Annotated in this window: 15 protein-coding genes, 1 tRNA gene and 2 pseudogenes; 11 read left to right on the top strand and 7 right to left on the bottom strand. The window is 73.7% G+C overall.

The annotated features are described in order from the left end of the window. Complete coding sequence (locus AC3IX6_RS24430; RefSeq protein ID WP_489364606.1) at window positions 1-879, bottom strand: spermidine synthase; 879 nt, start codon at window positions 877-879, stop codon at window positions 1-3. Between the two features lie 67 nt (window positions 880-946). After that, window positions 947-1,363: a hypothetical protein gene (locus AC3IX6_RS24425; protein ID WP_489364604.1), complete on the bottom strand. Its 417-nt coding sequence runs from the start codon at window positions 1,361-1,363 to the stop codon at window positions 947-949. A 317-nt stretch (window positions 1,364-1,680) separates the two neighbouring features. Here AC3IX6_RS24425 and AC3IX6_RS24420 point away from each other — a divergent pair, with 317 nt between their 5' ends. Continuing rightward, a complete protein-coding gene (locus AC3IX6_RS24420) occupies window positions 1,681-3,030 on the top strand; it encodes an NsdA family TPR-like regulatory protein (RefSeq protein WP_489364602.1) in 1,350 nt (449 codons plus the stop codon). 78 nt (window positions 3,031-3,108) lie between these two features. Here AC3IX6_RS24420 and AC3IX6_RS24415 read toward each other — a convergent pair whose 3' ends face one another. Then, window positions 3,109-3,702: a histidine phosphatase family protein gene (locus tag AC3IX6_RS24415; protein WP_266877800.1), complete on the bottom strand. Its 594-nt coding sequence runs from the start codon at window positions 3,700-3,702 to the stop codon at window positions 3,109-3,111. A 164-nt stretch (window positions 3,703-3,866) separates the two neighbouring features. Here AC3IX6_RS24415 and AC3IX6_RS24410 point away from each other — a divergent pair. The 5 genes and pseudogenes from AC3IX6_RS24410 to AC3IX6_RS24390 all read left to right on the top strand — a co-directional run. Beyond that, window positions 3,867-4,499 (top strand): annotated as a pseudogene (locus AC3IX6_RS24410) (phosphatase PAP2 family protein); the annotation flags it as partial. A gap of 181 nt (window positions 4,500-4,680) precedes the next feature. Next, a complete protein-coding gene (locus tag AC3IX6_RS24405; protein WP_489364600.1) occupies window positions 4,681-6,036 on the top strand; it encodes a hypothetical protein in 1,356 nt (451 codons plus the stop codon). After that, on the top strand, window positions 6,024-7,622 hold the full coding sequence (locus tag AC3IX6_RS24400; protein ID WP_489364598.1) for a hypothetical protein: 1,599 nt from the start codon (window positions 6,024-6,026) through the stop codon (window positions 7,620-7,622). Before AC3IX6_RS24405 ends, AC3IX6_RS24400 begins: the two co-directional genes overlap by 13 nt. Then, complete coding sequence (locus AC3IX6_RS24395; protein ID WP_489364596.1) at window positions 7,619-8,962, top strand: AAA domain-containing protein; 1,344 nt, start codon at window positions 7,619-7,621, stop codon at window positions 8,960-8,962. The genes AC3IX6_RS24400 and AC3IX6_RS24395 overlap by 4 nt, the downstream gene beginning before the upstream one ends. 67 nt (window positions 8,963-9,029) lie before the next feature. Continuing rightward, on the top strand, window positions 9,030-9,209 hold the full coding sequence (locus AC3IX6_RS24390; RefSeq protein ID WP_489364594.1) for a hypothetical protein: 180 nt from the start codon (window positions 9,030-9,032) through the stop codon (window positions 9,207-9,209). On the opposite strand, the gene AC3IX6_RS24385 is transcribed toward AC3IX6_RS24390, so the two are convergent. Further along, window positions 9,199-10,461, bottom strand: coding sequence for a M20 metallopeptidase family protein (locus tag AC3IX6_RS24385; protein WP_489364592.1), 1,263 nt, complete (start codon window positions 10,459-10,461; stop codon window positions 9,199-9,201). The genes AC3IX6_RS24390 and AC3IX6_RS24385 overlap by 11 nt on opposite strands. 161 nt (window positions 10,462-10,622) lie before the next feature. On the opposite strand from AC3IX6_RS24385, the gene AC3IX6_RS24380 reads away from it, so the two are divergent. From AC3IX6_RS24380 to AC3IX6_RS24365, 4 genes and pseudogenes are all read left to right on the top strand, one after another. Beyond that, entirely contained in the window at window positions 10,623-10,970 is a 348-nt protein-coding gene (locus AC3IX6_RS24380) for a hypothetical protein (RefSeq protein WP_489364590.1), read from the top strand. 146 nt (window positions 10,971-11,116) lie between these two features. Beyond that, a pseudogene (locus AC3IX6_RS24375) lies at window positions 11,117-11,699 on the top strand (bifunctional DNA primase/polymerase). Next, window positions 11,690-11,763, top strand: a tRNA-Lys gene (locus tag AC3IX6_RS24370). The pseudogene AC3IX6_RS24375 and the gene AC3IX6_RS24370 overlap by 10 nt, the downstream one beginning before the upstream one ends. Window positions 11,764-11,925: 162 nt before the next feature. Then, complete coding sequence (locus AC3IX6_RS24365; RefSeq protein WP_489364588.1) at window positions 11,926-13,062, top strand: alpha/beta hydrolase family protein; 1,137 nt, start codon at window positions 11,926-11,928, stop codon at window positions 13,060-13,062. A gap of 46 nt (window positions 13,063-13,108) precedes the next feature. Here AC3IX6_RS24365 and AC3IX6_RS24360 read toward each other — a convergent pair whose 3' ends face one another. Then, a complete protein-coding gene (locus tag AC3IX6_RS24360; RefSeq protein ID WP_489364586.1) occupies window positions 13,109-14,302 on the bottom strand; it encodes a M6 family metalloprotease domain-containing protein in 1,194 nt (397 codons plus the stop codon). Window positions 14,303-14,743: 441 nt separating this feature from the next. On the opposite strand from AC3IX6_RS24360, the gene AC3IX6_RS24355 reads away from it, so the two are divergent. After that, window positions 14,744-16,600, top strand: a complete 1,857-nt coding sequence (locus tag AC3IX6_RS24355; protein ID WP_489364584.1) for a putative bifunctional diguanylate cyclase/phosphodiesterase — start codon at window positions 14,744-14,746, stop codon at window positions 16,598-16,600. A 1-nt stretch (window position 16,601) separates the two neighbouring features. Here AC3IX6_RS24355 and AC3IX6_RS24350 read toward each other — a convergent pair whose 3' ends face one another. Beyond that, window positions 16,602-16,862, bottom strand: a complete 261-nt coding sequence (locus AC3IX6_RS24350; protein WP_489364582.1) for a DUF397 domain-containing protein — start codon at window positions 16,860-16,862, stop codon at window positions 16,602-16,604. Further along, entirely contained in the window at window positions 16,822-17,670 is an 849-nt protein-coding gene (locus tag AC3IX6_RS24345; protein ID WP_489371547.1) for a helix-turn-helix domain-containing protein, read from the bottom strand. Before AC3IX6_RS24345 ends, AC3IX6_RS24350 begins: the two co-directional genes overlap by 41 nt. Window positions 17,671-17,828 lie beyond the last annotated feature (158 nt).

Below are 17,828 nucleotides of genomic sequence, written 5' to 3'. Positions count from 1 at the left end.
TCAGCGGAAGACCGACGGCGGGGGCTGCGGCGAGGCCACCGCCGAGGCGTCCGAGACCGGGACGGCGCCGCCCGCGAAGTCGATGAGGGCGCGGCCGTGTTCGACCCGGCCGGGGTGCGGGTCGCTCGCCACCCGGCGGGTGAACTCCGCGACCGGCAGCTCCCGGTCGGCGGCCACCAGCACGGCGTTGCCGAAGCGTTTCCCCCGCCACACCACGGGGTCGGCGGCCAGCGCCAGTTCCGCGAACCGGGACGCGGCCGTGGCGATCTGGCCCCGCAGATGGGAGAGCGGCGGACCGTCCGCGAGGTTCGCCACGTACCAGCCGCCCGGCGCCAGGGCCCGGCGTACGTCGTCCAGGAACTCGGCGCTCGTCAGGTGCGCCGGGGTGCGGGCCCCGCTGAACACGTCGGCGATCACCAGGTCGGCCCAGCCGTCCGGGATCTTCGCCAGCCCGGCCCGGGCGTCGACCGCGCGGACCCGGACCCGGGCCTGCGGGTCCAGCGGCAGGTGTTCCCGTACGAAGGCCACCAGCCCGGCGTCGATCTCGACGATCTGCTGCGTCGAGCGGGGGCGGGAGGCGGCCGTGTAGCGCGCGAGGGTGAAGGCGCCGCCGCCGAGGTGGAGCACGTTCAGCGGCTGGCGTGCGGGGGCGAAGAGATCGATCAGGTGGCCGATCCGGCGCTGGTAGGAGAAGTCGAGGTGACCGGGGTCGTCCAGGTCCACGTGGGACTGCGGGGCTCCGTCGATCAGCAGGGTCCAGGCGCGCGACCGCTCCCGGTCGGGCTCCAGCGCGGCGTGCCCGCCGTCCACCGGCCCGGCCGGCGCCTCGGAGGTCTCGCGCCCGCGCCGCTTGTCACTGCCCTTGCCCTTGCTCGCCACGCCCTCATTATGGCTGGTCAGGGCCCGATGGGCGCTTGATGGGCGCTCGATAGGCGCTCGGCAGGCCCTAGCGGCAGTTGTCGGCGGCCTCGATCAGCCGGGCCGCCTCGCCGAGCGCCGCCCGCAGCACCTCCGGGTCGGTGACCGGCCCGACGGCGTCCGGCGGCAGCAGCCAGCCGGTGTCGCCCGCGGTGGGCGAGGTGTCGCCGAAGCGCATGCCGCGCCCGTTGGTGTGCGTACAGGCGCTGCCCGGGAGGTCCCAGGCGTCGGCGGTGCCGGGCGGGACGAGGAAGCCGAGGGTGCTGCCGGAGCCGTCGTGCAGGACCGGGCCGACGCCGCACGCGCGACTGGCCTGGCCGGCGGCCCGCTGGATGATGTCGACGGCTTCCAGCCCCTGCCGGGTGGGCACGGTGACCAGGTCCGGGGCGCCCATGAGGAGGGCCGCTCCGGGCTCGGGCGCGGTGTTCACATCCGTACTCTCCATGCCGCCCTCCACCAAGGGAACCCCTCCTCGATCCGCGTACGAGCATCGCGGGAGCGGTCCCGGAAGCCGGCGGGCTTCCTCCCACTCCGCATGGGTTCAACGCACGGGAACGTCAACAGGTGCGGCGGCAAGACGCTGCAAAGGATGGCAGTTCATGGCGGATCGCGGGTGAGATATCCGTTTTGTAGCCAAACACCGAGTCAACCGTCCATCGCTGGCGGTACGTTCGTGCCCGCCGGGCAGCGCGTCACACAGGCACCACCGCTTCACCGCACAGGCACCGGCAGCGCAATCACTTGCCCAGAGAGGCCACGTCCATGGCGGCGTCCCCCCACTCACCCAACACCCCCTTCCGGCGGCTGCGCGGTCAGCACTCCCCGGCCGAGTTCGCCGCGATGGTGCGCAGGGCGGCGAAGGAAATCGGAGAAACGGTTTCCTGCGACGCCCGTTACATCGGCCGGGTCGAGTCCGGCGAGATCCGCTGCCCCAACTACGCCTACGAGCGCGTCTTCCTCCACATGTTCCCCGGCCGCACCCTGGCCGACCTGGGCTTCTCCCCGCGCGAAACGGTACGGGGCCGGCTGGCGCAGCGCGAACAGGCCGCACCCTTCTCCGCCTTCGCCAAACGCCCCCACCCCACCGGCTCCCCTGCCCCTTCGCGTTCCAAGGAGAGCGACGTGCTGCGTCGCGCGTTCATGGCGGGGGGCTCCGCGACCGTGGCGGCCGCGACCCTCAGCCTCACCCTGCTCGGCGACACCCGCCGGATCCCCTCCCGCGCCGGCGAGTCCGAGGCGGCCGCCGTCGAGGACGCCGTGCGCCAGATCCGGCTGCTGGACGACCGGCACGGCGCCGATGCCCTGTACCGGCGGGCCGCCGAACCCCTGCGCACCGCCTACGCGTTGCTCGACGCGGGGGCGACCCGGCAGTCCACCGAGGACCGGCTGCACGCGGGCGCGGGAGAACTGGCCATCTCGGTGGGCTGGCTCGCGCACGACTCGGGCCGGTTCGACGACGCCCGCTCGCACTACGCGGAGGCGCTGGCCACGGCCCGGGTCTCCGGGGACGCCGGCCTGGAGGCGCACGCCTTCAGCAACATGGCGTTCCTCGCCCGGGACTGCGGGCGCCCCCGCGAATCGGTACGGGCGGCCCAGGCGGGCCGCCGCGCCGCCCGTTCGCTCGGTTCCCCGCGGCTGCTCTCGCTGCTCGCCCTGCGGGAGGCCGGCGGCTGGGCGGGACTGTCCGACCGCAAGGCCTGCGAGGAGGCGCTGACCCGGGCGCACACGGATTTCTCCCGCGGTGAGGCGGGGGCGGACCCCGAGTGGATGTCCTTCTTCGGCGAGGCCGAGCTGGAGTCCCTGGAGTCCCGCTGCTGGGCCGCGCTCGGCGAGCACGCCCGGGCCGCCCGGCACGCCCGCCGGGCGGCGGACCTCCAGGACCCGCACTTCGCCCGCAACGTCGCCCTCTACACCGCGGAGCTGGCCGACAACCTGGCCCACGCGGGCGCCCCCGACGAGGCCGCCTGGGCGGGCGGCCGGGTGCTGGAGCTGCTGGAGGAGGTCCAGTCGACCCGGATCCAGTCGATGCTGGCGGCGACGGCCCGCACCCTGGTTCCGCACCAGCGCTCGCCCCGCGTGGGCTCGTTCCTCGCCCGGCACACGTCGGCCTGACCCTCCGGGGCGGGGCGGCCAGGGGGGCGGCGCGCTGCGCACGAGCCCCTGGGGCTCCGCCCCGGACCCGCTCCTGGCTTACTCCAGGTGCCCCGTGTCGTTCCAGCGTTCCAGCGCGGGGGCCCCGTACGCCCAGCCCAGGACCGACAGGGAGGTCGGCTCCAGCCGGATGCGGGCGCCGAAGGAGGCGTCGAAGCCGAGCCAGCGCGCGGCCAGGGTGCGCAGGATGTGGCCGTGCGCGAAGACGAGGACGTCGCGTTCGGCCGAGCGGGCCCAGGTGACGACCTCGTCGGCGCGGGCCGAGACGTCCGCGACGGACTCGCCGCCCGGGACCCCGTCGCGCCAGATCAGCCAGCCGGGCCGGATCGCCTGGATCTCGGCCGGGGTCATGCCCTCGTAGTCGCCGTAGTCCCACTCCATCAGCGCGTCCCACGGCTCCGCCTGGATGCCGAAGCCGGCCAGGTCGCAGCTCTCGCTCGCCCGGACCAGGGGGCTGGTGCGCACCTCCAGCCCGCGCAGGCTCGCCCACGGGTCGCGGGCGAGGCGCTCGCCGAGCAGTTTGGCGCCGCGCTTCCCCTCCTCCAGCAGGGGCACGTCCGTGCGTCCGGTGTGCTTGCCGAGCTGGGACCACGCCGTCTGGCCGTGGCGGGCCAAGAGGATGCGGGGGGCCATATGAGTTCTCCCGGTCGAGGGGTGAGATGGGCGGGGCGGGTGAGACGGGTGGAGCATCGACGGCCCGACCATTCGCACTGCTTTGCGGGGGTTCCGTCGCCGCTCCATCATCCATCAGGTGAACGCCACGCAACCCTTGTCTCTTCACGCACGTCATACGCCGTATGACTAATAGGCGGCAGCCTCCGCGATGGTGGGCCGAACTGCTGCTCCTCGGGCTCGTCTACGCGGCGTACTCGGGTGGCAGACTCCTCGCCCGGGGCGACGTCGGGCTGGCGGTGGAGCACGGGCTCGCGATCCTGCGCCTGGAGGAGCTCCTGGCCCTCGACCTGGAGCGGCCGCTCAACCGGCTCTTCACCGGGCAGGCGGTGCTCGGCATACCCGCCGACTTCGTCTACGCCTCCCTGCACTACCTCGTCACCCCCGCGGTCCTGGTCTGGCTCTACCGGTCCCGCCCCCAGCAGTATCGATTCGCCCGCACCTGGCTGATGGTCTCCACCCTCCTCGGGCTCGTCGGCTTCGCCCTGGTGCCCACCTGTCCGCCCCGGCTGCTCGACGCCTCGTACGGGTTCACCGACACGATGGCCCACTACAGCGCCTACGGCTGGTGGGGCGGGGAGGCCAGTGCCCCGCGCGGGCTCGGCTCCTTCACCAACCAGTTCGCGGCCATGCCCAGCCTGCACGTGGGCTGGGCGCTGTGGTGCGGGATCGTGCTGTGGAGCTGCGCGCGCCGGCCGCTGGTCCGGGCGCTCGGCGCCGCGTACCCGGCCGTCACCACCCTCGTGGTGATGGGCACGGCCAACCACTACTTCCTCGACGCCGTGGCCGGGGCCGCCGTGATGGGGGCCGGCTACCTCGCGGCCCGCGCCCTGCCCGCAGGGATCACCGGGACCGCCCGGTCCGCCCCGCACACCACCCGAACAGCCGGTTTCCGCGGTAAGTCCACGATTGTCAGTGGCGGATGGGAGACTTCCGCGGGTGAGCTCCTACCCGTCCAGCGGTCAGCCGCCGCAGACCCCGCCGCGGTCCCCCGCGCCGACGGCGCAGCCGGCGGCATGGCAGGACACGCGGGCCGCACAGGCCGCGCAGCCGACGAATTCCCCGGGTCCCCCGAATCCCCCGAAGACGCTGCGGCAACGGCTCGCTGACCTGCGCGGCCCCGCCGTCGCACCGCGCCCGCTCGACGCCCGTGCGCTGGCGGCCCTCGCCGCCAACCCCGGCTGCGGCAGACGTGCCCTGCTCGACGGCGCCGGCGTGGACAAGACCGTCCTCGCGGCGGCCCTCGGCTCCCCGGCGGCCTTCGGGCAGTCGCAGTTCGCCATAGTGCGCGGCAACTCCTTCGAGGCCAAGGTCAAGGGAGACGGCGGAGCCGAGCTCCTGCGGCTGGTGTACGAGCACCTCGGCGCGGGATCCGGCGGCGCGGCCGGCCCGCCCGGACCGGACGCCCTCACCCCCGACCTCACCGCCGCCGGCCCCCAGGGCCGCGCCGCCCGCACCGCTCTCGCGCTGCGCGAGGCGACCGCCGCCGGGGCCTGGACCCTGCTCGACCACCCGATGCTCGCGCTGGAGGTGGCCGGTTCCCCCGCCTACCTGGAGCCGGACGCGGTCGTCGTGCACCCCGACGGGCGCTGGACCGTGGTGGAGATCAAGTCGTTCCCGATGATCGACGGGGCCGCCGACGCCGCGAAGGTGGGGGCCGCCGCCCGGCAGGCCGCCGTCTACGTCCTGGCCCTGGAGACGACCGCCGCGAAGGTGGCCGGCGCCGAGGTCGGGCACACCGTGCTGCTGGTCTGTCCCAAGGACTTCTCCAACCTGCCCACCGCGGCCCCGGTCGACGTCCGCCGCGAGCGCTCGGTGACCCGGCGCCAGCTGGAGCGGCTCACCCGGGTCGAGGAGCTGGCCGGGGCCCTGCCCGAGGGCCTCACCTTCGATCCTGCGTGCTCCGCCGAGGAGCTGACCGAGGCCGTGTCGGCCGTGTCCGCCTCCTACGCCCCCGAGTGCCTGGCCGCCTGCGAGCTGGCCTTCCACTGCCGGGACCGGGCGCGCGCGGCCGACGAGGTGACCGCGCTCGGCCGCTCCGTACGGGGCGAACTGGGCGGGCTGACCACGATCGAGGCCGCCCTCGCGGCGGCCGCGGGGTGCGGCGCCCCGGACGGCACCGGCACCCCCGGCACACCCGGCCCGGACGGCACCGACGGCACCGGCCCGGGCCCCGGCGTCGCCTTCGACGACCCCACCGCGGCCGCCCTGCGGTACGCCGCCCGGTTGCGCGCCGAGGCGCTGGAGCAAGCCCCCGCCCGCATCCGCCCGAAGGTCGTCGAATGTCCCTGCTGAACACCCTGGCCCGGCTGGAGGCCGTCCGCGCCGGGCGGGCCCAGCCGCTGGCGACCGTACGGCACCGGCACCTCGGCGAGCGGCCGCTGGTCCTCGTACCGCTGACGACGGCGGGCGAGGCCGGGGCCCCGCTGGGCGCGATGTTCGGCACCGATCCGCAGCACCCCGGGATCCTGGTCGTGCCGCAGCCGCGCGACCGGGACATGCGGTGGGAGTTCCTGGCCGAGCTCGCCCGGAACCTGATGCCGTACATCGACGGCTACGCGGACGCCGTCGAGCCGGTGGAGCGCACCGAGACCGACCCGGAGACGGGCAAGCGGGTCAAGGTGGAGGCCGAGCTGTGCCTGGACGCTCCGCAGCTGATCGTGCCGAGCCGCGCGGGCATCGAGTACGTACGGCTGCTGGGGCGGTCCATGCGGTTCCGGCGGACCGCCGAGGAGGACCCCGAGAACCCGTATCCGGTCCCCGCGCAGGTCCCCCTGCTGGGCCGCTGGTTCACCCACTTCGCCGAGCGCTCCCGGGTGCCCGGTTCCTCGATGCTGCTGTCGGCGACGGACCTGCTGTCCCGGCACTGGGCGACCGGCCAGAGCAACCTGGAGGACCAGCACCTGCAGGCGCTGCTGGCGTGGATCGACCCGCACGAGGGGACCTCCGGCGCCGAGCAGGCGCTGCGGGCCGAACTCGGCCGGGACGAGCACGGCCAGTTGCTGCTCCCGCCGGCCGGTCCGGCCACCGATCCGGCCTTCGACAACAAGCTGCTGGCCCCGGCGATCGCGAAGTTCGACGCGGCGCGCATGACCGGCCCCCGGGACGCCGACGGTCCGCGGTTCGCCGAGCGGGAGGTCCGGCGGCTGGTCGTGGACCAGATGCGGAGCACCTGGTGGGCCGTCTGGCAGGCGGTGGACCTGATGCGCGAACTGCCGGAGGGCGAGCGGGCCGAGGACCGCTGGACCGGTGACCGCTGGTCGTACACCGGCCACCGGGACCGGGTCCGGGCGGGCGAGGGCCCGCAGCCGCGCCGCGACGACGCGGTGACGGCCGCGCGCAAGCTCGCGGCGCGGGAGACCGAGCAGGTGCGGCTCGACGCCCAGGAGGCACTGGACGACCTGCTGGTGATGGCGGGCCGGCGGCTCTCGGGCGAGGCCTTCGCCGGTGAGGTCACCGAAGTGGTCATGGAGTGGACGGAGTCGAAGCGGCCGAGCCCGCGCCCGCTGGTGTGGGTGGCCACGGAGGACCGGCCGCAGCTCGCGCAGGACGGCGGCGGCGGCGCCGGCGGTCCAAAGGTCTACCGCTCGCTGGACGGGCGCCCGCAGAGCGCGCAGTTCGTGCGCCGGGAGGAGGACGGCCGGCTCGTGCTGCGCGTCCTCGACAAGATGGGCCGCGGCAAGGACCCGGAGCCGGGCTCGGTGCCGGAGAAGGGCGACCGGGTGTGCTGGACGCTCTTCGAGCACGATGCGCGCGGCGGCCCGAAGCTGCCGGACCCGGAGCAGACCCCGTGGACCCACGGCGGTCCGCCCGCGCACCTGACCGGCGGCGCCCCCGCGCTGCCGCTGCCCGATCCCGTGACCGCCGAGGACCTCCTGTGAGCACCGCGAGCACCGCCTTCGATCCGGGCGCGGCCGCCGACCGGGCCACCGACGCCATCCTGCGCGACACCCTGCACGGCGGGGCCCGGGGCGTGGTCGTCGACTCCCCGCCGGGGGCCGGGAAGTCCACCCTGGTGGTGCGGGCGGCCCGGGACCTGGCGGCGGCCGGGCGCCGGCTGATGGTGGTCGCGCAGACCAATGCGCAGGTCGACGACCTGGTGCTGCGGCTGCACGCGAAGGATCCCGAGCTGAAGGTGGGCCGGCTGCACAGCAGCGAGGGCGACGCCTACGATCCTGCGCTGCGCGACCTGGACTCGGTGGTCCTCTCGGCGAAGCCGGGGGACCTCGCGGGGCTGCCGGTGACGATCTCGACGGCGGCCAAGTGGGCCTGGGTCAAGGACGTGGAGCCCTGGGAGCACGCCATCGTGGACGAGGCGTACCAGATGCGTTCGGACGCGCTGCTGGCCGTGGCCGGGCTGTTCGACCGGGCGCTGTTCGTGGGCGACCCGGGGCAGCTGGACCCGTTCAGCGTGGTCGGGGCCGAGCAGTGGGCGGGCCTGTCCTACGATCCTTCGGCGTCGGCGGTGTCCACCCTGTTGGCGCACAACCCGGACCTGCCGCAGCACCGGCTGCCGGTGTCCTGGCGGCTGCCGGCTTCGGCCGCGCCACTGGTCTCCCGCGCCTTCTACCCGTACACGCAGTTCCGCAGCGGTACGGGTCCGGGCGAGCGGCGGATGTCCTACGGGGTCGCGGGCGACGGCTCGGGCCCCGACCGGGTGCTGGACGAGGCCGCCGAGTCGGGGTGGGGGCTGCTGGAACTGCCGGCCCGGCACACTCCGCGCACCGACCCGGAGGCGGTGCGGGTGGTGGCCCTGGTGGTGCGCCGGGCGCTGGACCGGGGTGCGGTGACGGTGGACGAGCACGCGGGCGGCCCGTCCCCGCTGACGGCGGACCGGATCGCGGTGGGCACCGCGCACCGGGACCAGGCGGCGGCGGTCCGGGCGGCGCTGTGCGCGCTCGGGGTCACGGGGGTCACCGTGGACACGGCCAACCGGCTCCAGGGGCGCGAGTACGACCTCACGGTGGTCCTGCACCCCCTGTCGGGCCGCCCGGACGCGACCGCCTTCCATCTGGAGACGGGCCGGCTGTGCGTCCTGGCCTCCCGGCACCGGCACGCCTGCGTGGTGGTGGCCCGGGCGGGGATAGCGGAGCTCCTGGACGCCCACCCGTCCTCGGAACCGGTGCAGTTGGGCGTGACGATGAAGTTCCCGGACGGCTGGGAGGCCAACCACTCGGTCCTGGCCCACCTGGCCGAACACCGGGTGGTCTGGCGGCCGTAGCCCGGGTCTGCGGATCAGCGGCTCGGCGGCTCGGCGGGTCTTGCGTTCGACGCCGAGGCGGGTGCGGATGCTCCGGCCGGTGCTGGAGGCCGTCGGCATGGTGCCCACCGAGGCCTCGGTGGGCGTCCCGGGCATCACGGCGCTGGTCACGGCCGACGGTTTCCGGGCCCCGGAGGGCCTCGCGGGCGAGCTCGCGGTCGTGCTGGACGAGCTCGCCGCCCTGGCGAGGACGCCGGTCAGCGCGTGACCAGTGCTCCCGTCAGGTGGTCGTACGCGGCGTGCGCGTGCAGCCGTACGCCCGTGATCAGGGTGTCGTCGTCGGCGTAGAAGCCGGGATGGTGGTTGCCCACCAGGCCCCGGCCGCCGGGGACGGGCACCGGTTCGCCGCTCGCCGGGTCCAGGGCGGTGTCCTGGACGCCGAGCATCACGTACAGCCCGCCGAAGCGGGTGATGAGTTCGGAGACGTCGTCGTAGCCGAGCGTGCCGCCGACCTCCACCACCCGGTCCGCGCCAGCGACCCGGCGCATCGTGGGCAGCGCGGCCTCGACCCAGGCCGCGTCGTTGCTCACGGCGGGCACGTCCTGGAGCAGCTCGACGGTCGCGGAGGCCCCGTAGGCCTCGGCGGTGTGCTCGGCCAGCACGGTCAGCCGGCGTTTGACCTCGGGCATGTCCCGCTCCTCGGCGCAGCGGATCGTGCCCCACAGGGTGACCGTTTCACCGATGACGTTGTACCGGCCGACGTCCTCGATGTGGCCGATGGAGACCGTGACCGGGGAGAAGGCCGGCACCTGCCGGTAGAGCTGGCCGATCCCGGTCAGCAGCGCCCCGACGGCGGGCATCGGGTCGATGCCGTACCAGGGGGAGGAGGCGTGCGCCTGCTTGCCGGTGACGGTGACGCGGACCAGGCAGGAGGCCCCGTACATCGGGCCGGACTTGTAGCCCACCCAGCCCTTGGGGTGCGGGGTGACGTGCATGCCGAAGGCCATCGTGGGGACCGGATCGGCGAAGGCCCCCTCGGCCACCATCAGGCGCGCCCCGCCCTCCTCGTCGACCGGCGGGCCCTCCTCGGCGGGCTGGAACACGAACAGCACGGTCCCGGGCAGCCGTTCCCGCACCCGTACGTCGGCCAGTGCGCGCGCGGCTCCGAGGAGCATCGCGGTGTGGCAGTCGTGGCCGCAGGCGTGCGAGGCCTGCCCGGTGGCGGCGAAGTCCGCGCCGCACCGGTCGGGGACGGGCAGCGCGTCCATGTCGGCCCGCAGCGCCGCCACCCGGTCCCCGGGCAGGCCGCCGCGCAGCACCCCGACCACCCCGTGCCCGGCGATGCCGGTCCGCACCTCGTCCAGTCCGAACCCGGCGAGCTCCCGCGCCACGAGCCGCGCGGTGGCGGCCTCGCGGTTCGGCAGCTCCGGATTGCGGTGCAGATGACGGCGCCAGTCGATCACCTGATCGATGCCCTCGTCGCAGAGCTTGTCCAGCTCCTCGTGCACACCATGGGTCATACGTACGTTCTAGCCGATGCGCGGGGACCCTCGGGCGCCCTTGCGCGAAGCTGGACAATGGACGGTGGCCCGGAAGCTTTCCGACCCCGGAGGCTCCTCGGCCCGAAAGCCTTGCCCACGTCTTTTCCCACGCCTTTCCCACGTCCAGCAGGAGGACACGCATGGCAGAGCCCGAGCGGACCGAGCGGAGGCTGCGGCCCGCGCAGTTGCTCTTCGAGCCGTCGGAGACCGTCACGGACCCGGAGCACTTCTTCGACCTCGAATCGATCGACGACCCGCGGGAGCTGCTGGCCCGGGCGACGGAGCTGACCCTCGCCTTCCGTGCCGCCCAGGAACGGGCGGTGGAGTTCCAGGCGGTGGCGGCGGCGCAGCTCGCCGATCCCCGGCGGTTCGACCGGCTGTCGGAGGCGGCGATCGCGGAGCAGGCGGAGTGGACCGAGGACTACGCCCGCAAGATGATCGAGTTCGGCGAGTCCCTGCTGCGCGGCACCGCCCCCGAGGGTGCCTGAGGGCGGGCCCGGCCGAAACGTCCGCCGAGACCCCCACCGCGACCTCTGGCATATGCGGGGCGCAACATACCCCAGTCGCACCCGGCCTGTCCCGGTTTCCCGTAACTCCCGGAGATCGGATCGCTACCGCGGGTAGACCTGGACGCATGACGACGCTGACCAGCTGCCCCGCGTTCGACCTGCGGACGACGACCGCCTCCGCGACCCACGTCACCCCGGCCGGCGCCGCCTGGCTGGCCTCGGCCTCCGCCCAGCCCGGAGGCACGCTGGCCGCCTGGCAGGCCCGGCCCACCGCGCCCGCCGTGCTGCCCTGCGGGACCGCCTTCGACGTCGTCAACGTCCCCCTCGTCCTCGGCCGCCGGATGCTCGACCTGCTCTGGGCCGAGGGCCCCGGCTCCGGGCCCGCCGCCGTGCACCGCGGGCGGACCCTGCTCTTCGCCGCGCCCGGCACGGCCCACCGGCTCCCGGCCCTGCTGGCCTGGGAGGAGTGGAGCACCCCCGTACCCGCCCCGCTCTGCCACGGCCCCGGCGACGCCGTCACCGTGCCCCCGCTGGCCGCCGACGGGGGGCCTTCGCGGTGGCTCGTGGCCCCCGATACGCGGCTGCCCTGGCTCCCCGGACCCGAGGCGCTGCTGTGGGCGTTCGTCCGTGCCACCCGAGCTGCGGATATCGATTTTTCCGATCGCCGCCCGGGGTGCTAATGTCTCTCTCGTCACCAAGCGCCGCTAGCTCAGTTGGTTAGAGCAGCTGACTCTTAATCAGCGGGTCCGGGGTTCGAGTCCCTGGCGGCGCACAGACGGAGAAAGGCCCCCACGCAAGTGGGGGCCTTTTTCGTCGTGCCGCGCGCACCCCACACACGCCACGCCCCACGCCCCACACCTAGGCAGATTGGTCCAGACCTTCTAGGGTGAGCGTTCGTCAAGTCCTTCCGCACGCAGTTGCCTTGGGGTGGTTGATGGTCACGCGCCGGTCTCTTCTGGTTCTCGCCGGAGCGAGCGCGGGGGCGGTCGCCCTGCCCTCCGTGCCCGCGCGGGCCGCCGGGCGGGTCATCGACCTTCCCGCTCCCACCTCCCGGCGGCCGGTGGGCACCATCGACCTGCACCTGGTCGACCACGACCGTGACGACCCCCTCGCGCCGGACCGCAGGCCGCGCGAGCTGATGGTGCAGCTCTGGTACCCCGCGCTCACCACGAGCGGGTTCCGCCGGGCCCCGTACACCACGAGCGGGGTCGCCGCCGCCCTGGAGGCGGGCCTGCCCCTCAAGGCGGGCACCCTGGATGCCGTACGCCCGCACGCCCGGACCGGCGCGCCGGCCGTTCCGGGAGCGCTGCCGCTGGTGCTGCTCGGGCACGGGCGCAAGGGCGGCCGCAGCAATTGCACCGCCCTGGCCGAGGAGCTCGCCTCGTACGGGTACCTGGTCGCGGGCATCGACCACACCTACGACGCCGCGGTGGTGGAGTTCCCCGACGGCCGGGCCGTCCACGGCGTGCTGCCCGAGGAGTCCGACGACTGGGACCGCCAGGAGCGCCTCGAAATAGCCGCGCGCGTCGGTGACCTGCGGTTCGTCGCCACCGCCCTGACCCGTCGGCGGCGCTCGCCCTGCGCGGACCCCCGCCGGATCGGCGTCGTGGGCCATTCGATGGGCGGAGCCGCCGCCGCCGAACTCCTCCGGGTCGACGACCGCTTCGCCGTCGGGGTCAACCTGGACGGCGCCCTGTTCGGCTCGCCGGTGGCCGACCTCGGGCTGGACCGCCCGTACCTGCTGCTCACCGCGCTGGAGGACCACGACACCTGGCGGCGCTGGCGCGAGCACCAGCGCGGCTGGGGCCGCCAGCTGCGGGCGCGCGACACCGGCCACCTCACCTACACCGATCTGCCGCACTTCGCCGTTCCGGGCGGCCTGGCGGAAGCCTGGCCGCCCGACCTGTACGCCGAACTGCTCGGGACCCTGGATCCGGCCCGCTCGACCGAGCTGATCCGGACCTACACCCGCCTGTGCCTCGACCGGTTCCTGAAGGGCCGGCCGTCGCCCCTGCTGAACGCCCCCTCCCCGCGCTACCCGGAAGTCGACTTCCACTGGACCCGCGGCTGACGGCGGCGGTCGAGGCCGGCCGCCGCCGCCGTTGCGCCCGCTACCGCTACCGCGTGATCTTCACCGTGTACGCCCCCGACTGCGTGCGGTCCGCCACCTCCACGGTGATCCGCTCCTCCGGAATGGTGAAGGTCTCCCCCACCTCCAGCGGGGCGTCCGCCAGCGGCGGGTACACCGACCGGTCCCAGCAGGCCTCGGTGTTCGGGTGCGCGTCCACGACCTCGATCGGCCCGCCGCCCGAGGCCGCCTCGTTGCGGACCCGGTAGATGAGGACCCCCTCGGTGCAGGTGTCCCCGTCGTTGCCCGCGGAGCCCCGCGCCTCGACGGCGATCGCGCTGCCGGGGCCCGTACGGATCACCGCGAGCCGGGTGCCGCCCGTACCGCCCGGACGCGGGGCCTCGGACAGCGGCTGGAGGGTGTGCAGGGAGGAGCCGGACGCCACGCAGTCCACCTGGGAGGCGTCCAGCCAGCCGAGCTTCCACTTCTGCCAGGCGAAGAGGTCCGGGGCCATGCCGAACTGGCTGCCCATGACGTCCCAGTCCCCCACGTACGTGTCCCAGTCGCCCTTGCCGTCCGAGGGGCGGTGGTAGAGGTCCGGCAGGTCGAAGACGTGCCCGGTCTCGTGGGCCAGCACGTTGCGGTCCGGCGGGTGCTTCTCGAAGACCGTGACGATGCGGCGCAGGTCGGAGCCGTCGGCCCGGATCGGCTGCTCGAAGTTGACGACCTTGGTGGCGTCGGAGTCGACGCCGGGCGCGTCCGGGTCGGCGACGAAGTAGACGACGTCGTACCGGCTGAAGTCCACCGACGGATCGGCTCCGGCCACCGCGTCGCGCAGGTAGGCGGCCCGGTCCGCCGGGGCCCAGTCGCGCTGTATCCCGTAGGCGGCGGACGGCTTCGGCATCCGGATCCACTGCTTCTGCGGGTGCGGGACCAGCCGGAAGCGGCCGTAGGAGGCCCGCTCGAAGAACTCGCTGGTCGCCGGGAAGTAGTCGGCGGCGAGTTCCTCGGTGGTCAGGGTGGTGCGGTGGTCGGGGAAGGAGAGGAAGACCATGACCGCGTTGAGGGCACGCTCGGGCTTGGGGTAGGCGCCGTTCCAGCTGTCCAGGCCCAGGGAGTGGTGGGCCGCGGTACGGGTCAGCGCGCAGGGGCCGGCCCCTGGAGCGGCGACCGCGGGTCCCGCGACGAGCGACATGGCGGCGAGCGCCGTCAGGGAAGTGAGCGCCGCCGCCGTGGTTCGCATGCGGGAGCGGTCCACTCCCCCGGGTGTCTGCTGTCGCGGCACATCGACCTCCGGTGGTGGATTAGTACCTCTTCATCCACCTTGGGGCGATTGTCTTATTAATGCCCTGTTCCGCTGCCCCACACGAGTGAGCACTAGGGCAAGCCGGTGACGCCGGGTTTCGCACATGCGCCTACGGAAAGTCACGACCGATCAGGTCGGGTCAGGCGTGGGCGCCGGATGCTCACAGCCGCGCGGAAACGATCATTCGCCGCCAGGCCGACGATCCGTCATCACACCGAACTCCCGCGCCCCACACGGCGTCGCCGCTGGATAGGGCCGTCCGTGAGCCTCTATGATCGGCACACTTTCCTGCACGGACACTCACACGCACTGCGGGAGCCAACGGTGAGCGGAACCCCAGATGGAACCGGTTCGGCGGCCGACAGCATCCGACCGGCCATGACGCAGCGTCACCCGGCAACGCCGGCGACGACGGCAACCCCGGACCGCGCCGACCACCGGTCCGCCGATCACCAGGCCGGGTACGGGGCCGGGTACGAGGCCGACTACCGGGCCGCCTTCAACGCGGCCCACCTCCCCATGGCCGTCGTCGACCGCACCGGCCACATCGCCGGAGCCAACGAGGCCCTCGCCGCGCTCCTCGGCTCCGAGCCGCACCTCCTCGCCGGGCAGTCCGCCGCCGACCTGGTGGACCTGGCCTCCGAGGCCCGGACCTGGCACGCCTACCAGGAGGTGCTGCGCGGCCGGCAGGCCCGGCTCCGCTGCACCCGCCGCCTCAAGCACCCCGACGGGCACTCCCTGTGGACCGAGATCACCCTCGGCCCCGTCCCCGGCACCAGCACCGGTGACGTCCTGCTCTCCGTCGCCGACATCAGCGACCGGCGGGACCTCCAGGCCCGGCTGCGCCACCTCCAGATGCACGACCCGGTGACCCGGCTGCCCAACCGGGCACTGTTCTTCGAGCGGCTCTCCGCCGCCCTGGAGGCCTCCTCCTACGGGCAGAGCGGCACGGGCCGGATCGGGCTGTGCTACCTCGACCTCGACGGCTTCAAGGCCGTCAACGACACCCTCGGCCACCGGGTCGGCGACCGGCTGCTGACCGCCGTCGCCCAGCGGCTCACCCAGTGCGCCGACCAGTCCGGCTACGGGCGCACCGGCGGCCACCTGGTGGCCCGGCTCGGCGGCGACGAGTTCGCCCTGCTGGTCGAGGAGTCCACCGGCACCGAGCAGCTCGCGGACCTGGCGCGCAGCGTCCTGGCGGCCGTACAGGAGCCCTTCGACCTGGCCGGTCAGCGGCTGTCGGTCTCCGCGTCGATCGGAGTCGTCGAGCGGGCGGCCGCCGGGACCTCGGCGACCGGCCTGATGCAGGCCGCGGACACGACCCTCTACTGGGCCAAGGCCGACGGCAAGGCCCGCTGGACCCTCTTCGACCCCGAGCGCAACGCGCACCGCATGACCCGCCAGGCCCTGTCCTCGACGCTGCGACCGGCCGTGGAGCGCGGCGAGTTCAACGTGGAGTACCAGCCGCTGGTGGACCTGGAGAGCGGGGCGGTGCGCGGGGTGGAGGCCCTGGTGCGCTGGAACCACCCGCAGTTCGGCACGCTGACGCCGAATCGGTTCATCGGCATCGCCGAAGAGGACGGATCCATCGTCCAGTTGGGCCGCTGGGTGCTCCAGACCGCCTGCCGCCAGGCCCGGCGCTGGCAGATCGAGCAGCCCAGCGACTCCCCCGTCTTCGTCTCCGTCAACGTGGCCGTCCGCCAGGTCTGGGACTCCGACCTCGTCGGCGACGTCGCCGAGATCCTCGCGGAGACCGGCCTGGCCCCCCAGCTCCTCCAGCTCGAACTGACGGAGTCGGCCGTCATGGGCTCGGCGGGCCGCCCGCTCCAGGCCCTCCAGGCACTGAGCGACATGGGGGTGCGGATCGCCATCGACGACTTCGGCACCGGCTACTCGAACCTGGCCTACCTCAGCCGCCTGCCCGTCTCCGTCCTCAAACTGGACGGCTCCTTCGTCCGCGGCTTCCGCTACGAGGAGGGCTCCCACCCGAACCCGGCCGACGAAACCATCGTCGAAGCCCTGGTGCAGCTCGCGCACCGGCTGGGCCTGACGGTCACGGCCGAATGCGTGGAGACCGCCGACCAGGCGGCCCGCCTGCGGCACATCGGCTGCGACACCGGCCAGGGCTGGCTGTACTCCCGGGCGGTGGCGCCGGAGGCGATCGCAGCCATCATCAGCCGCCAGGCGGCGGGCCCCGGCCAGCCGGAGGGGCCCGCGCCGCATCCCGAGGTCTGAGTCAGAGACTCCGGACGAACGCTCCGAACGCTTCGGCCCTCACGGTGAAGGCGGGGCCGTCGGGGCGCTTGGAGTCCCGGACGGCTACGCGGCAGGGCTGGGCGGCGATCTCTACGCACTCGCCGCCGGTGGATCCGCTGTACGAAGCCTTGCGCCAAGCGACCGAGCCGAGGGGGGCGCACTCGACGCAGTCGCCGCCGGTGGTCCCGCTGTACGACGACTTACGCCACGGCGCGCCCGCCAGGTTCTGGTTGCTTCCCATAGCGTTCCTCCATTACCTGAGTGATCAGCTCTGCCGAGCGTTCCGGTGAGAGGGCCTCGGCTTGCAGCCGAGCGTAGCCGACCGAACGCTCCCTGATCACTGGTGGATTGGCCGTCATGTACCCCTGCGCATAGCCCTCTTCGTAAATCAGATCGGGGTCCCTGTCGAAGCGCAGGAGGTTGAACGACCCGAGCATGCCCGTGTGCGCTCCGGCCGAGAAGGGCAGCACCTGGATCTGCACCCAGGGCCGGTCCGCAAAGCCCAACAGGTGGGTGAGTTGGTTCCGCATGACCTCACGGCCGCCGACCTCTTGATGCAGCACGGCCTCGCCGAGGACCACCCACAGCGCAGGTGGCTGCTCGCACTCCAGGATGCGCTGCCTCTCCATGCGGGCCGCCACCAGTTCGTCGATCTGGTCGGGGCGGTCCACACCGATCAGCGCGCGGGCGTACGACTCCGTCTGGAGGAGCCCGTACACCAACTGGCACTGGAAGGTGGAGATGTACTCGGCCCGGGCCTCCATCTCCGCGTAGGCCTGAAACCAGTGGGGCAGCTGGCTCCGTAGGACCAGCCCCACCAGGCGGGAGAAGTGCCCGTCGGTACCCAGCGCAGCGTCGAGCCGTTCCGAGAAGTCGCGGGTCGGGACCCGTTTCGTGTTCTCGATCATGCCGATCAGCGAGCCCGAGCAGTAGATGATGTCGCCCAACTGGCCCTGCTTCAGCCCGGCGGCTTCTCTCAGGCGGCACAGCTCGTACGCGTAGTAGTCCAGCGGCGAGGCGCTGGGATCGAGAGCGCGGACGTTGACCAAGGGAATGGTCACCCCCATGAGGACGCGTGCGGATCCAACTCGTCGCCGAGCGTAGCGACCACCGCACGCTCCGGTACGGGGAATCCCGCAACCATGTCACACAGCAGCCCCCGCACCCTGGGAGGGGAGTGCGGGGGCTGCCGGCGCTCGGCGCGGGG

The sequence above is a fragment of the Streptomyces sp. GL_141 genome, from assembly GCF_057834385.1.
Note: the sequence above shows the minus strand (reverse complement) of the source record. Positions and strands in the feature narration are given on the sequence as shown.

What these genes read in the sequence shown, in the direction of transcription:
- AC3IX6_RS24350 (WP_489364582.1), bottom strand. Translation starts at nt 16,862, where the DNA reads ATGGGAAGCAACCAGAACCTGGCGGGCGCGCCGTGGCGTAAGTCGTCG.
- AC3IX6_RS24365 (WP_489364588.1), top strand. Translation starts at nt 11,926, where the DNA reads ATGGTCACGCGCCGGTCTCTTCTGGTTCTCGCCGGAGCGAGCGCGGGG.
- AC3IX6_RS24355 (WP_489364584.1), top strand. Translation starts at nt 14,744, where the DNA reads ATGACGCAGCGTCACCCGGCAACGCCGGCGACGACGGCAACCCCGGAC.
- AC3IX6_RS24420 (WP_489364602.1), top strand. Translation starts at nt 1,681, where the DNA reads ATGGCGGCGTCCCCCCACTCACCCAACACCCCCTTCCGGCGGCTGCGC.
- AC3IX6_RS24390 (WP_489364594.1), top strand. Translation starts at nt 9,030, where the DNA reads ATGCTCCGGCCGGTGCTGGAGGCCGTCGGCATGGTGCCCACCGAGGCC.
- AC3IX6_RS24400 (WP_489364598.1), top strand. Translation starts at nt 6,024, where the DNA reads ATGTCCCTGCTGAACACCCTGGCCCGGCTGGAGGCCGTCCGCGCCGGG.
- AC3IX6_RS24415 (WP_266877800.1), bottom strand. Translation starts at nt 3,702, where the DNA reads ATGGCCCCCCGCATCCTCTTGGCCCGCCACGGCCAGACGGCGTGGTCC.
- AC3IX6_RS24385 (WP_489364592.1), bottom strand. Translation starts at nt 10,461, where the DNA reads ATGACCCATGGTGTGCACGAGGAGCTGGACAAGCTCTGCGACGAGGGC.
- AC3IX6_RS24425 (WP_489364604.1), bottom strand. Translation starts at nt 1,363, where the DNA reads ATGGAGAGTACGGATGTGAACACCGCGCCCGAGCCCGGAGCGGCCCTC.
- AC3IX6_RS24360 (WP_489364586.1), bottom strand. Translation starts at nt 14,302, where the DNA reads ATGCGAACCACGGCGGCGGCGCTCACTTCCCTGACGGCGCTCGCCGCC.
- AC3IX6_RS24380 (WP_489364590.1), top strand. Translation starts at nt 10,623, where the DNA reads ATGGCAGAGCCCGAGCGGACCGAGCGGAGGCTGCGGCCCGCGCAGTTG.